Source organism: Mesorhizobium sp. M2A.F.Ca.ET.046.03.2.1 (genome assembly GCF_003952425.1).
GTDB lineage: Bacteria > Pseudomonadota > Alphaproteobacteria > Rhizobiales > Rhizobiaceae > Mesorhizobium.
In genome coordinates, this window is the sequence record NZ_CP034449.1 from 4,360,165 (window position 1) to 4,375,000 (window position 14,836).

General features: G+C 64.6%; 10 protein-coding genes (1 of these 10 cut by a window edge). 8 read left to right on the forward strand and 2 right to left on the reverse strand.

From position 1 onward, the window contains the following. Nucleotides 1–60: 60 nt before the first annotated feature. From ptsP to EJ072_RS20840, 7 genes are all read left to right on the forward strand, one after another. Nucleotides 61–2,331, forward strand: a complete 2,271-nt coding sequence (gene ptsP, locus EJ072_RS20810; protein ID WP_126081087.1) for a phosphoenolpyruvate--protein phosphotransferase — start codon at nt 61–63, stop codon at nt 2,329–2,331. A 139-nt stretch (nt 2,332–2,470) separates the two neighbouring features. Then, entirely contained in the window at nt 2,471–3,550 is a 1,080-nt protein-coding gene (gene prfA / locus EJ072_RS20815) for a peptide chain release factor 1 (RefSeq protein ID WP_126081088.1), read from the forward strand. Beyond that, nucleotides 3,543–4,421, forward strand: a complete 879-nt coding sequence (prmC, locus tag EJ072_RS20820; RefSeq protein ID WP_126081089.1) for a peptide chain release factor N(5)-glutamine methyltransferase — start codon at nt 3,543–3,545, stop codon at nt 4,419–4,421. Before prfA ends, prmC begins: the two co-directional genes overlap by 8 nt. A 331-nt stretch (nt 4,422–4,752) precedes the next feature. Then, complete coding sequence (locus EJ072_RS20825; protein WP_245466923.1) at nt 4,753–5,760, forward strand: DUF4167 domain-containing protein; 1,008 nt, start codon at nt 4,753–4,755, stop codon at nt 5,758–5,760. Nucleotides 5,761–6,071: 311 nt separating this feature from the next. After that, nucleotides 6,072–8,678, forward strand: coding sequence for an ATP-dependent chaperone ClpB (gene clpB, locus EJ072_RS20830; protein ID WP_126081091.1), 2,607 nt, complete (start codon nt 6,072–6,074; stop codon nt 8,676–8,678). A 112-nt stretch (nt 8,679–8,790) separates the two neighbouring features. Then, a complete protein-coding gene (locus tag EJ072_RS20835; RefSeq protein ID WP_126081092.1) occupies nt 8,791–9,159 on the forward strand; it encodes an MmcQ/YjbR family DNA-binding protein in 369 nt (122 codons plus the stop codon). Nucleotides 9,160–9,288: 129 nt separating this feature from the next. Continuing rightward, nucleotides 9,289–10,824, forward strand: coding sequence for a L,D-transpeptidase family protein (locus EJ072_RS20840; protein ID WP_126081093.1), 1,536 nt, complete (start codon nt 9,289–9,291; stop codon nt 10,822–10,824). On the opposite strand, the gene EJ072_RS20845 is transcribed toward EJ072_RS20840, so the two are convergent. Beyond that, nucleotides 10,798–11,430 carry a TMEM175 family protein gene (locus tag EJ072_RS20845; RefSeq protein ID WP_126081094.1) on the reverse strand — a complete coding sequence of 211 codons (633 nt, stop codon included), beginning with the start codon at nt 11,428–11,430 and terminating at the stop codon, nt 10,798–10,800. The two genes, EJ072_RS20840 and EJ072_RS20845, sit on opposite strands and share 27 nt — an antisense overlap. A 160-nt stretch (nt 11,431–11,590) precedes the next feature. On the opposite strand from EJ072_RS20845, the gene EJ072_RS20850 reads away from it, so the two are divergent. After that, a complete protein-coding gene (locus EJ072_RS20850; RefSeq protein WP_126081095.1) occupies nt 11,591–13,144 on the forward strand; it encodes an MFS transporter in 1,554 nt (517 codons plus the stop codon). Between the two features lie 100 nt (nt 13,145–13,244). On the opposite strand, the gene EJ072_RS20855 is transcribed toward EJ072_RS20850, so the two are convergent. After that, a protein-coding gene (locus tag EJ072_RS20855) for a M23 family metallopeptidase (protein WP_189343063.1) crosses the window boundary here: on the reverse strand, nt 13,245–14,836 show its 3' portion. It continues 388 nt past the right edge of the window; only the last 1,592 of its 1,980 coding nucleotides appear in the window; its start codon lies beyond the right edge, outside the window; it ends in the stop codon at nt 13,245–13,247.

Here is a 14,836-nt window from a genome sequence, read left to right on the forward strand (position 1 = left end):
TGAACGCCGGCCGCGGGAGAAACTGCGGCGGGCGAAATGCCCATTGGAGAACAAGCCGCGATGCGTGATACGGCCGGTGGCCCGCGCGTTCTGCTCAAACGGCTTCGCGAGCTCATGCAGGAGCCGCTGGAGCCGCAGGAGCGGCTCGACCGTATCGTGCGCGACATCGCCTCCAACATGGTGGCGGAAGTCTGCTCGCTCTATGTGCTGCGCGCCGACTCCGTGCTCGAGCTCTACGCCACCGAAGGTCTGAACCCCAACGCCGTCCACCTGTCGCAGTTGCGGCTGGGGCAGGGCCTGGTCGGCACGATTGCCGCCAGCGCGCGGCCGCTCAACCTGTCCAACGCGCAGGAGCACCCGGCCTTCGCCTATCTGCCGGAGACCGGCGAAGAGATCTACAACTCCTTCCTCGGCGTGCCGGTGCTGAGGGCGGGGCGCACGCTGGGCGTGCTGGTGGTGCAGAACAAGACCATGCGCCATTATCGAGACGACGAGGTCGAGGCGCTGGAAACCACGGCGATGGTGATCGCCGAGATGATCGCCACCGGCGATCTCGCGCGCCTGACCCGGCCCGGGCTGGAGCTCGACCTGCGCCGTCCGGTGAGCTTCACCGGCCTTTCCTTCAACGAGGGCGTCGGCCTCGGCCATGTCGTGCTGCACGAGCCGCGCATCGTCGTCACCAACCTGTTCAACGAGGACAGCGAGGAGGAGGTGCGCCGGCTGCAGTCCTCGCTCGGCTCGCTCAGGCTGTCCATCGACGACATGCTGGAGCGGCGCGAAGTCGCCTTCGAGGGCGAGCACCGCGAGGTGCTCGAGGCCTATCGCATGTTCGCCAATGACAGCGGTTGGGTGCGCCGGCTGGAAGAGGCGATCCGCAACGGCCTGACCGCGGAAGCGGCGGTCGAGAAGGTGCAGAGCGACATGCGCGCCCGCATGCTGCACATGACAGACCCTTATCTGCGCGAGCGGATGAGCGATTTCGACGACCTTGCCAACCGGCTCCTGCGCCAGTTGATGGGGCGCGGCCCCGAGGATGTCGCGGCCGCGCTGCCCAAGGACGCCATCATCGTCGCCCGTTCGATGGGCGCGGCCGAACTGCTCGACTATCCGCGCGACAAGCTGCGCGGCCTGGTGCTGGAGGATGGCGCCGCGACCAGCCATGTCGTCATCGTCGCCCGCGCCATGGGCATTCCCGTCGCCGGCCAGATGAAGGGCGCCGTTTCCATGGCGGAAAACGGCGACGCCATCATTGTGGACGGCGAGGAAGGGACCATCCACCTGCGGCCGCAGTCGGATCTCGAGGCCGCCTATGCCGAAAAGGTCCGGTTCCGGGCCCGACGGCAGGAAGTGTACCGGGAACTGCGCAAGAAGCCGTCGCTGACCAAGGATGGCGTTCCGGTCGATCTCCTGATGAATGCGGGTCTTGCCGTCGATCTGCCGCAGCTGACCGAATCGGGCGCCGCCGGCATCGGACTCTTCCGCACCGAATTGCAGTTCATGGTCGCCTCGACCTTCCCGCGCGCCGAGGCGCAGGAGCGGCTCTACCGCGACGTCCTCGATGCCGCGCGCGGCAAGCCGGTCACCTTCCGCACCATCGATATCGGGGGAGACAAGGTGCTGCCTTATTTCAAGGGCGCGATCCAGGAGGAAAACCCGGCGCTCGGCTGGCGCGCGATCCGGCTCACGCTCGATCGTCCCGGCCTGCTCAGAACGCAGATCCGGGCGCTGCTGAAAGCCAGCGGCGGCCGCGAGCTGAAGCTGATGCTGCCTATGGTGACCGAGCTGTCGGAGATCGCGCAGGCGCGCGAGATCATCGACCGGGAGGTCCGGCACCTGTCGCGCTTTGCCCATCACCTGCCCACCAGCCTTAAGCTCGGCGCGATGCTGGAAGTGCCCTCGCTCTTGTTCCAGCTCGACGAACTTATGAAGGCGGTGGATTTCGTTTCGGTCGGCTCCAACGACCTCTTCCAGTTCATGATGGCGGTCGACCGCGGCAACACGCAGCTTGCCGACCGTTTCGACACGCTTTCGGCGCCGTTCCTGCGGGTGTTGAAGACGATTGCCGATGCCGGCGTGCGCAACAACACGCCGGTGACGCTGTGCGGCGAGCTTGCCGGCAAGCCGATCTCGGCAATGGCGCTGATCGGCCTCGGCTTCCGCTCGATCTCGATGTCGCCGGCCTCGATCGGCCCGGTCAAGGCGATGCTGACAGAGCTGCCGCTGCAGGAGCTGAAAGACTTCTTCAAGGACAATCTGATGGCGCCCAGCCTGGGAACGCCGATGCGGGCGCTGCTGCAGGCGTTTGCCGACGACCGTTCTATTCCGCTCTAGATTCACGTGAGGGCGGTCTGCAAATGGCGATTTTCTGCGCTCCCGGTGCTCATGTACCTAAATGTACATTCGGCTCCAGTTCTCGAAACTCGCCATTTTCGACTCGCCCTGACGTGAATTCCATCGAAGTTCGAAGACCATGATCAACCTGCCTCGCGACCGTATGGATCAAGTCGTCAAGCGTTTCGACATGCTCGAAGCGCAGATGGCGGCCGGGCCTGCCGCCGATCAATATGTCAAAATGGCTTCCGAATATGCCGACATCCAGGAGATGGTGGGCAAGATCCGGTCGTTGCGAGCAGCCGAGCAGGAGCAGGCGGATCTCGAGGCGATGCTCGCCGACAAGGCAACCGATGCCGAGATGCGGGCCCTGGCCGAGGCGGACCTGCCGGAGGTCGAGAGCCGCATCGAGGCGCTGCAGAAGGACATCCAAATCCTGCTCCTGCCCAAGGATGCGGCCGACGAAAGGAACGCCATCCTCGAAATCCGCGCGGGCACCGGCGGCGACGAGGCAGCACTGTTCGCAGGCGATCTCTTCCGCATGTATGAGCGCTATGCCGCCTCGCGCGGCTGGCGCTTCGAGGTCGTTTCGGCCAGCGACGGCGAGGTCGGCGGCTACAAGGAAATCATCGCCTCGGTGTCGGGCAAGGGCGTGTTCGCGCATCTGAAGTTCGAATCCGGCGTTCACCGCGTCCAGCGCGTGCCGGAAACCGAAGCCGGCGGGCGCATCCATACCTCGGCGGCGACGGTCGCTGTGCTGCCCGAGGCCGAGGAGGTCGATATCGACGTCCGGCCGGAGGATATCCGCATCGATACGATGCGCGCCTCGGGGTCCGGCGGTCAGCACGTCAACACCACCGACTCGGCGGTTCGCATCACCCACCTGCCAACCGGCATCATGGTGGTGCAGGCGGAGAAGTCGCAGCACCAGAACCGGGCGCGCGCCATGCAGATCCTGCGCGCGCGGCTCTACGACCTCGAGCGCAGCCGCGCGGATGAGGAGCGCTCTGAGTCACGCAAATCGCAGGTCGGGTCCGGCGACCGGTCGGAGCGCATCCGCACCTACAACTTCCCGCAAGGGCGCGTCACCGACCATCGCATTAACCTCACGCTCTACAAGCTCGACCGGGTGATGATGGGCGAGCTCGACGAGGTCATCGACGCGCTGATCGCCGACCATCAGTCGAAGCTGCTTGCCGATATGAGCCTCGATGGCTGATCGACTGCCCGCCGCGCTTGGCCCGCTGCTCAGGGCGGCGCGCGAACGTCTGGCCACCGCCGGCATTGACGATCCAGGGCTCGATTCCCGGCTGATCGTCGAACATTTTTCCGGCACGACCCGCACCCAGGCAATTGCCGACCCAGGGCAAAAGGTGGGTTCGGCGGCGCTTTCGGCCATCGAATCCGCCCTGAGGCGTCGCGTCGCAGGCGAGCCGGCGCACCGCATCCTCGGTTATCGCGAATTCTACGGCTTGCGCCTGTCGCTCTCACCGGAGACGCTTGAGCCGCGGCCGGACACCGAGACGCTGGTAGACGCCATTCTGCCTTTCGCCAGGACAACGGCGGAAAGGCTCGGCGAATGCCGCATTCTCGACCTCGGCACCGGAACCGGCGCCATCGCGCTGGCCCTGCTCAACGCCGTTCCGGTTGCCACCGCGACGGGCGTCGACATTTCACCAGACGCATTGGCGACTGCGGCCGGAAATGCCCGGGATCTGGGGCTCGGCGGGCGCTTCAAAGCCTTGCATTCCAACTGGTTCGAAAAAGTTTCGGGCTCCTACCATGTAATTGCCTCGAACCCTCCCTATATACCCAGTCGAGAGATTGGAAATCTGCAGGACGAGGTCCGCGATTTCGACCCGCACCGGGCCTTGGATGGTGGTGCGGATGGTTTGGACCCCTACCGGGTCATCGCCGCCGAAGCGGCAGGATTTCTGGAAACGCAAGGCAGGGTAGCGGTCGAGATCGGCCACACGCAGAAAAACGAGGTCAGCGGAATATTCGCGGCAGCGGGCTATGTGTTAACCGGAACACATCGCGACCTCGGCGGCAATGACAGAGTTCTGGTGTTCGAGCGGCGAAAGCCCTGATACAGCGCGAAAAAACCGCTTGGCAATATAAGGGAATGCAGTTAGGGTCCGGCTCAACCGGATGAGACGAAGCAGGCAGTGCTCCCAGCGATTCGGTTTTCCTTGGAAATAGCTGCCTTCTTGCGCAAACGACGCCCAAGCTTCGTGCGGGAATCGTCCGGCAAGTGATGTAACCGGAACAGGATGGCACGTGGCGCCAACGCAATTGATGCGGGCGAACGCCGGTGAAGAAACGAAACGGCTGGCTGCATGAGCGCCTCCGTTCGTGAAGAGTTTTTCGAAAATTCACTATGAAGAGAGTCTAATGAGGCCACAACAGCAGAACAGGCGCATGCGCGGTCGCAACAACAATGGCGGCGGTGGCAACAACAACAACCGCAAGGGGCCAAATCCCCTGACCCGCACCTACGAGAGCAACGGCCCGGACGTGAAGATCCGCGGATCGGCTCAACAGATCGCCGAAAAATACGCCACACTCGCCCGTGACGCGCAGAGCTCCGGCGACAGGGTGATGGCGGAGAACTATCTCCAGCACGCCGAGCACTACAATCGCATCATTGCCGCCGCGCAGGCGCAGATGCCGATCCAGAACGCCCAGCAAAACCGCGACGACTTCGACGATGATCTCGATGAGGATCGTGACGAGTTCGATTCTGTCGGCAACAGCAACGGCGGTGGAGCCGAGGCGCCGGCCGCGGCGAACGGCTCGGGGCCGCAGCCTGTGATCGAAGGCACGCCGGCGGAGCTCGCCTACAACCAGGAAAACGGCCGCGACAACAACCGGCGCGACAACAACCAGCGCGACAACCGCGACAACAATGGCCGCGACCGGCATCGTGACCGCCGCAACGGCGGCTACGGCCAGTATGGCCAGAACGGTCAGCGTGGCGACAACGCCCAGCGCGGCGAGCATGGCGGCCAGCAGTTCGACCAGAACCGGCGCAATGAGACCCCGGCGCAGCCCGAGGCCGCTGGAGAAGCCGGACCCCAGGCCGAGCAGGCGCCGCAGTTCGACAGTTTCTCGCCGGCAGCGCTCGCCGCACAGGCGGAGCTCAACGAAGCCGCCATGGACAATGGCGGCGGTCGCCGGCCGCGGCGTCCGCGCCGCCCGCGCGGCACCTACGCCGACCAGGCCGGCAATGGCGAGCAGGGCGACCAGCCGCAGGGCGCAAGCCCCGAAAAGGCGGGCGAAGCACACAATGCGCCGAGCAATGGCGGCGAGGCCGGCGCCAAGCCCGCCGAAGAGGCAAGGCCGGCAAGCGAGCCTGTCGCCAGCGAGCCGGCGCCGGTCGCCGGCGAAGCTCCCGGCGAGCCTGTGACCGCCGACGCGAACAACTGACACAAACGCCATTTCAGGCATTGCAGACGGCGGGGATCTTTCTCCGCCGTTTTCGTTCGCGCGCGGCTAAAGCGCGTCACGGCACGCTTTAGCTCTCTTTGCTCGATGCATGTCGCTTGGCCCAAAAGCGCCGCGCGCTTTTGGGGCGACATGCAGTGGAATATTCTGCTTTGATCGACGTCAAGGCGTCTTGAGGGACCGCACCCCATACACCATATCTCGGCTGAACAGGGCTCGGCTCCTATGAGCGGGTCCGTCACCGCAATCTGATCCGGTGCCGCAAAGCGGGCCGGTGACGGAAGGAGACAGATATGAATCTTGAAAAATACTCGGAGCGCGTGCGCGGCTTCATCCAGTCCGCGCAGACCATGGCGCTCTCGCGCAACCATCAGCAATTCACACCTGAACATATGCTGAAGGTGCTCGTCGACGATGACGAGGGCCTTGCCGCGTCCCTGATCGAGCGCGCCGGCGGCAATGCTCGCGACGTCAAGCTCGGCGTCGAGACGGCGCTCGAGGCCATGCCCAAGGTCGAAGGCGGCAATGGCCAGCTCTATCTTGCCCAGCCGCTCGCCAAGGTGTTCTCGACCGCCGAGGACCTGGCCAAGAAGGCCGGCGACAGCTTCGTCACCGTCGAGCGGCTGCTCCAGGCGCTCGTCATGGAGAAGTCGGCCAAGACCGCCGACATCCTGTCCAAGGCGGGCGTCACCGCGCAGGCGCTCAACCAGGCTATCAATGATATCCGCAAGGGCCGCACCGCCGACTCGGCCAGCGCCGAGCAAGGCTATGACGCGCTGAAGAAATACGCGCGCGACCTGACAGCCGACGCCCGCGCGGGCAAGCTCGATCCGGTCATCGGCCGCGACGACGAGATCCGCCGCACTATCCAGGTGCTGTCGCGGCGCACCAAGAACAACCCCGTGCTGATCGGCGAGCCGGGCGTCGGCAAGACGGCGATCGCCGAGGGCCTGGCGCTGCGCATCGTCAATGGCGACGTGCCGGAATCGCTGAAGGACAAGCAGTTGATGGCGCTCGACATGGGCGCGCTGATTGCCGGCGCCAAATATCGCGGCGAGTTCGAGGAGCGGCTGAAGGCCGTGCTCAACGAGGTCACCTCGGCCAGCGGCAACATCATCCTGTTCATCGACGAGATGCACACGCTGGTCGGCGCCGGCAAGGCCGACGGTGCTATGGACGCGTCCAACCTGTTGAAGCCCGCGCTGGCGCGCGGCGAACTGCACTGCGTCGGCGCGACCACGCTCGACGAGTACCGCAAGCATGTCGAGAAGGACGCCGCCCTTGCCCGCCGGTTCCAGCCCGTCTTCGTCGACGAGCCGACGGTGGAGGACACGGTCTCGATCCTGCGCGGCCTGAAGGAGAAATACGAGCAGCACCACAAGGTGCGCATTTCCGATTCCGCACTGGTGTCGGCAGCGACGCTTTCCAACCGCTATATCGCCGACCGCTTCCTGCCGGACAAGGCGATCGACCTGGTAGACGAGGCGGCGTCGCGGCTGCGCATGCAGGTCGATTCCAAGCCCGAGGCGCTGGACGAGGTCGACCGCCGCATCATGCAACTGAAGATCGAGCGCGAGGCGCTGAAGGTCGAGAAGGACGAGGCTTCGAAGGACCGGCTTGCCCGGCTGGAGAAGGAACTCGCCGGCCTCGAGGAGGAATCGACCGCGCTGACCACGAAGTGGCAGGCCGAAAAGCAGAAGCTCGGCCTCGCTGCCGACCTGAAGAAGCAGCTCGACGAGATGCGCAACGAACTGGCGATCGCGCAGCGCAAGGGCGAGTTCCAGCGCGCCGGCGAGCTTGCCTATGGCAAGATCCCGGAACTGGAGAAGAAGCTCAAGGAAGCCGAGGCCCAGGACGGCAAGACCGGCATGGTGGAAGAGGTGGTCACCCCTGACCACGTCGCGCATGTCGTGTCGCGCTGGACCGGCATTCCGGTCGACAAGATGCTCGAAGGGCAGCGCGAGAAGCTGCTGCGCATGGAAGACGAGATCGGCAAGCGGGTCGTCGGCCAGGGCGAGGCCGTGCAGGCGGTGTCCAAGGCTGTTCGGCGCGCCCGCGCCGGCCTGCAGGATCCAAACCGGCCGATCGGCTCGTTCATGTTCCTCGGGCCCACCGGCGTCGGCAAGACCGAGCTCACCAAGGCGCTGGCCAGCTTCCTGTTCGACGACGAGACGGCGCTGGTGCGCATCGACATGTCGGAGTTCATGGAGAAGCATTCCGTCGCCCGGCTGATCGGCGCGCCTCCCGGCTATGTCGGCTATGAGGAAGGCGGCGCGCTGACCGAAGCGGTGCGGCGCCGGCCTTACCAAGTGGTGCTGTTCGACGAGATCGAGAAGGCGCATCCGGACGTGTTCAACGTGCTCCTGCAGGTGCTCGATGACGGCCGGCTGACCGACGGCCAGGGCCGCACGGTCGACTTCCGCAACACGCTGATCATCATGACGTCGAACCTCGGCGCCGAATACCTGGTCAGCCTCAGCGACGACCAGGATGTCGATGCCGTGCGCGACGAGGTGATGGGCGTGGTGAAAGCCTCGTTCCGGCCCGAGTTCCTCAACCGCGTCGACGAGGTGATCCTGTTCCACCGGCTGCGCCGGCAGGACATGGACCGCATCGTCGAGATCCAGCTCAAGCGGTTGGAGAACCTGCTCGTCGACCGCAAGATCACGCTGTCGCTCGATCACGACGCGATCGAGTGGCTGGCCTCGAAAGGCTACGACCCGGCCTATGGCGCCAGGCCGCTGAAGCGGGTGATGCAGAAGGAACTGCAGGATCCGCTGGCGGAGAAGATCCTGCTCGGTGAGATCCTCGACGGTTCGACCGTCAAGGTCACGGCGGGTTCCGATCGGCTGAACTTCCGCTCGAAGCCGACCGTGGTGGCGACGGAAGCCGCCGCCTGATCCGGGTCGAGCTTGAATGAACGCGAAGCGCGTCGCACCGGTGCGGCGCGCTTTGTTATTCCCGGTGACTGCGCATAATCGGCTGCCGATTCGGATAACCGGGAAGGACTCGATGAAGCTCGACGATTACAACGGCTTTTGCGCTTCATTGCCCGCCACGACGCATATCGTCCAATGGGGCGGCGCCCATGTCTGGAAGGTCGGCGGCAAGGTGTTCGCCATCGGCGGCTGGAACGACGGCGGCGAGCTTTTCGTCACCTTCAAATGTTCCGAGATGGCCTATGACGTGCTAAAGGATCAGCCGGGCTGCCGGCCGGCGCCCTATCTCGCTTCGCGCGGCATGAAATGGATCCAGCGTCAGACAAGCCAAAGCATGGATGATGCGGCGCTCAAGGACTATCTGCGCGAAAGCCACCGCCTGGTCGTGCTGAAGCTGACCACACAGGCACGCAAGCAATTGGGGCTCGCGCAAACTGGCTGATGTTCCTCAAGGCACTTGAAATCCGCCATCTTCATGCCCGGTTCATGTTGGAACCTTAACTTGGGTAACTGGTTTGCTGGCGAAGATTCGCCCGTCAGAAGCCAGAGTCGACCGGAGAGCTTGACCCCCATGCTGCGCTTGATCTTTTCCCTATCGGCACTCGCGGCCGGGCTGGCGTCTTCCGGCGCGTTCGCCGCGCCGAGCGCGGATGGCCCGCAAGGCGTGCGCCCGGCTGAACGCGGCGTGCTGATGCTGGCCCAGGAAGGCAATATCGATATCTATTACGACGCCAGGGGCAATCGGGTGCTGGTCGATGCCGACACCGGCAAGGTCATCGCCATCCAGCCGCCGGGGAGCAGGCTCGACCGCCGGGCGCTTCGCCGGCAGCGCATGCAGGAGCTCGGCCGCGCGCCGGCCGAGGACGACGACCGCTACTATCTCGACAATCCCGAGGACATGGCTCGCTTCCGCCGGCGGCAGCTGGAGGAGAATGGCCGGGTCATCCCGCCGCCGGTCGACGAATACGATCCCAATAGCGGCGACAATTCCGTCGATGCCTATCCGCCGGCGCCCAACAATGACGAAGGCTACGCCACCACCTATCCGGAAGAGCCGAAGTCCAACACGATCAAGCGCCAGCCGCTGAACGAGGCGTCGATCGACCCGGAGCAGCCGGGCCAGGGCGAGGTGCTGCAGACCAATCCGCAGGCCTCGTTGCCGCCGAACACGGGCGGCAAGGCCAGTGTCGATCCGTCGCTGTCGCTCGGGGTGCGTCAGGATGTTGCCGCGCTGCAGGTGCTGCTCGATCGCGGCGGCGCCTCGCCGGGCGTGATCGATGGGCGCTTCGGCTCCAATGTCGACAAGGCGCTGGCCGCCTATAACGAAATAAACGGCACCAATCTGAAGTCGACAGATGCGGTCGGCATCCAGGCCGCGCTCGCCCAGTCGGGCGGCGATCCCTTTGCTTCCTACACGATCACGCCGGAAGACGCGGCCGGCCCGTATGTCGCCTCGATCCCCGAGGATTACAGCCAGAAGGCCAAGCTCAACTGCATGTGCTACACCTCGGTCACCGAGGCGCTGGCCGAGCGCTTCCACATGGACGAGACCTATCTGAAGTCGATCAACAAGGGGGTCGACTTCAATCGCCCCGGCACGATGATCAAGGTCGCCAATTTCGGCAAGCTGGTCTCGACGCCGGTGACGCGCATCATCGCCGACAAGACCAAGAAGGAAGTCTACGCCTATGATGGCAGCGGCAAGCTGGTCGCGGCCTATCCGGCGACGATCGGCTCGGCCGACACGCCGTCGCCGACCGGCATCCATGCCGTCTCGCGCATCGCGCTCGACCCGAACTACACCTACAATCCCAACATCAATTTCAAGCAGGGCCAGAACGACAAGATCCTGACCGTCCCGCCGGGACCAAACGGTCCGGTCGGCTCGGTGTGGATCGCGCTCGACAAGCCGACTTACGGTATCCATGGCACGCCCGATCCCTCCAAGATCGGCAAGACCGAGAGCCATGGCTGCGTGCGCCTGACCAACTGGGATGCGCGCGAGCTTGCCAAGCTGGTGTCGCCGGGCGTCACGGTGGAGTTCGTCGGCGGACCAACGATCGCGGAGGTCGGCGGGACCTCAACCGATGAGTTTACGCAGCAGTGAGGCGCGCGGCGCCGCGGCATAGATGAGCTGCACCAGCAGGATGAAGCCTATGCCGAGCAGCGGCGTGATCAGGCACAGCGCCGCGCCGACCGCCCACAGGGTCTGCGCCTTGACGATACGATTGTAGACGGTGCGCCGCGTTTCAGCGTCGACGTCCTCGGCGATCATGCCGTTCCTGTCGGCATACCACCAACTGGCGAACAGCGTCGCGCCCAGCATCAGCAGGTTCAGCCAGTAGACCAGCACCGCGATCCTGAACTCGAGGAAATCGGCCAGCAGGTCGGTCGAGAAGGGCAATAGTGCGATAAAGGCAAGAAAGCACAGGTTGAGCGTCGCCAGCCTGCGGTCCGACTTGGCGATCAGGCCATGCTGCGCCTGCTGGCCGAACCAGAAGATGGTGAGCGTCAGGAAGCTCAGCGCATAGGTCAGAAAGCGTGGCGCGAGCGCGAGGATCGCTCCGAGCAGCTCGCCTTCCGAGTGCACCGCCTCATGCGCCGGCACCCTGATCTCCAGGACGATCAGGGTCAGCGCGATTGCGAAGACGCCGTCGGTTATGCCGACGATGCGCCCGCGTCCTTCCGCCGACGGTTCGAGCGGTCGCTTCATGGCTTCCCCCTCCATACCTAATGTTGGAACCTAGCACGCGATCGACGGTTTGCCTTCAAGATTGCCGCTCACCTCGCCACCGGCCAGTGCCATCTGATTTCAAGAACAGCGATGCTCTGGCTCGTTGTTGCAATCATTCCGGAGGGCTAAGCAGGGATTCATGTCATCCGCGAACGAAACCACGGCCGATTCGCATTCGCCCACGCGGGCGAACGGCACGTTCTGTCCCCAAACGCAGCGCAAATTCGTGCTGGTGTCGGCAATCCTTGCCTCGGCGCTCGGCTTCATCGACGGCTCGATCCTGGCGATCGCCATGCCGGCGCTGCGCGCCGACCTCGGCGCCAGCCTGGCGGAAGCGCAGTGGATTTCCAACGCCTATGCGCTGACGCTCTCGGCGCTCATCCTGGCTGGCGGTGCCGCAGGCGACCGGTTCGGGCTGCGGCGCGCCTTCGTCACCGGCATCGCGCTGTTCATCGCCGCCTCGCTCGCCTGCGCGGTGGCGCCCGATCCGGCCATATTGATCGCCTTCCGCGCCATCCAGGGCATCGGCGCGGCGATCATGGTGCCGGGCAGCCTCGCCATCATCGCCAAAGCCTATCCGAAGAAGGAGCGCGGCCGGGCGATCGGCATCTGGGCCGCCGCATCGGCGCTGACCACGGCGCTCGGCCCCGTTCTGGGCGGCTTTGTTTTGACGACGTTCGGCAACGGGGTCTGGCGCGCGATCTTCGCCATCAACCTGCCGCTTGGGCTGATCTCCATCTATCTGCTTTTGGCCAAGGTGCCGGCCGACAAACCGACCGAAAAACGCAGCCTCGACCTTGGGGGCGCCGCGCTGGCGACGCTTGCCTTCGGCCTGCTCGCGTATGGACTGACGGCCATGAATGCCAAAGGCGGCGGAATGCTGTCAACGCCCGCGATCGTTGCCGGTGTGGTCCTGCTCTTTGTCTTCATCGCTTATGAGCGCTGGCAGCGCGATCCGATGATCGATCTCGGCCTGTTCCGCATCCGCGCCTTTGCCGGCGCCAACCTGGCGACATTCTTCCTCTATTTCGCGCTGTCGGCCAATCTGTTCTACCTGCCGATGCTTCTGATCGCCGGCTGGAGGTTGAGCGAGGCCGAGGTCGGCTTCATCTTCCTGCCGCTGTCGGCATTGATCGCGCTTCTGTCCGGGCCGGTCGGCCAGTGGTCGGACCGGATCGGTCCGCGCTTTCCGATCGCCTGCGGCAGCATGGTCGTCGCTATCGCCTTCGCCGGCCTCGCTTTGCTCACGCATTTCGGCATCCACAATTTCTGGACCGGGACATTTCCGCTGATGGCGCTGATGGGGCTAGGCATGGCGCAAGTCGTGTCACCGTTGTCGACCGCGGTCATGACGTCCGTCGAGGATAAGGATACCGGCGCCGCGTCCGGCATCAACAATGCGGTCTCGCGCGTCGGCGGCCTGATCGCGGTGGCGGCGATGGGTTCGCTGGCGGCCTGGGTTTACGCGCGGATCATCGGCAATGCTTCCGGGGTGCCAGGTTTCGGCGAGCCGCCCGCTTCCGGGCTTGCGGCCAATCTCGACGCGGCCAGAGTGGCGGCAAGCGATTCGGCTTTCACCGCGGTCGCGGCGGTCACGGCGTTGCTTTGCGTGCTTTCTTCCCTTATCGCCTGGTTCACGGTTCCCGGACAGGCATCGCCCTGGCCGCGGCAGACAGACGAATCGCGCGATTAGAGCAATTCCAGGAAAAGTGTGAGCGGTTAGGCCCGTCGACTTCGCCGTAGCCTTCCGTCTGGAATTGCGTCGAAACAGGTGGAGCGGTTCCTGGAACTGCTTAGTTCGGAAGCTGCGAATCAGTCTTGGCGCTGGCGACCTTCAGCGAGTTGCCGTCTTCCTGCTTCAGAAGATCGTCGATGCGCTCGCGCTCTTTCTTGAAGGCCACGAGATCGTCACCCTTCAGCACCTTGCCGACCGGCAGGCGCACGCGCATCGAATCGACCTTGGTGCCATTGACGATGAGTTCGTAGTGAAGATGCGGGCCCGTCGACAGGCCGGTCTGGCCGAGATAGCCGATGACTTGACCCTGGCGGACATGGACGCCGGGCTCGATGCCTTTGGCAAAAGCGCTCTGGTGGTTGTAGGACGTCTCGTAGCCATTGGCATGGCGGATGATGATCTGCTTGCCATAGCCGCCGGCCCAGCCGGCCTTTTCCACGACGCCATTGCCGGCCGCGATGATGGGCGATCCGATGGGGGCAGCCCAGTCCGTGCCGGTGTGCATGCGCACATAGCCCAGAATCGGGTGACGGCGCGCGCCGAAGCCGGAGGTGAAGCGCCCGTTGGGGAGCGGGTTGCGCAGCAGGAACTGCTTGGCGCTCGAACCGTTCTCGTCGAAATAGTCGGTGCTGCCGTCCTGCATCTGGAAGCGATAGAAATTCCGCGTCTGCCCGCCGAAGGTCGCCGACACGTAGAGAAGCTCGGAATTGTCGGAGGTCTGGTCGTCGCCGTCGGGCTGCGAGAACAGCACCTCCAGCCGGTCGGCCGGCGAAAGCCGCGACTGGAAATCGACGTCGGAAGCGAGGAGCTTGATCAGCTTCTGCGTCATAGCTTTCGACATGCCGTAGGAATAGGCGGTGCGATAGATGCCGTCATAGACATTGGGCAGGTTGCCGCGCACCACCACCGGCTGCGAATCATCGAACGCCGTCAAAAGCTCGGGATTTGGCTCCGGCTCCTGGGCCGGCACAAACTGGCCGCGGTCGTCGAGCGCGATGGTGACGATGTGCGTGGTCTTGTCATAGACGCTGGTGCGCACGACCTTGGCGATGTCGCCGCGCACTTCGAGGCCGACACGCAGCACCGTCCCGGCCTTGAGCGCCGTGGCGTTCAACAACTTGCCGATCGCTTCCGCCATGCCGGTGGCGTCAGCGCCGGTGTAGCCCGAATCGGCATAGGCCTCGGCGATCTCGGTATCCTCGGTGAAGGGGATGATTTCCTCGGCGAAGGCCGGCGTCTGATCTTCCAGGGTGGCGCGCGGCGCCACCGAAACGTTTTCCTGGGTGATCTTCACGTCGTAGGAACCGGCCATCGATTCGGCGAAGGCGTCGCCGAATCGCTGCGGATCGACATAATGCAGCGCCGCCACCTGGACGGCGCCGTCGCTCAAGCCGTTGCTGGCGTCGCGAACCACCTTTTCCACCTCGTCGGCGGAAAGGTCGCTCTTTTCGTCGAAGGAAGCGGTCTCGATCGGGAAATCGACCGTCTTCAGGCTCATTTCGCTCTCGACCTTGGCGCCGTAGATCTGCGCGGCGGCCGCGGTGGCCGTTGCCGGCTGGGCGTTGTCGTCGCTGTCGTCGCCGAACACCTGCAACGGGTCGAAGGGCGGATAGGGGCGGTTGGTCGTGTGGCCGGCGGCCAGAGCCATCT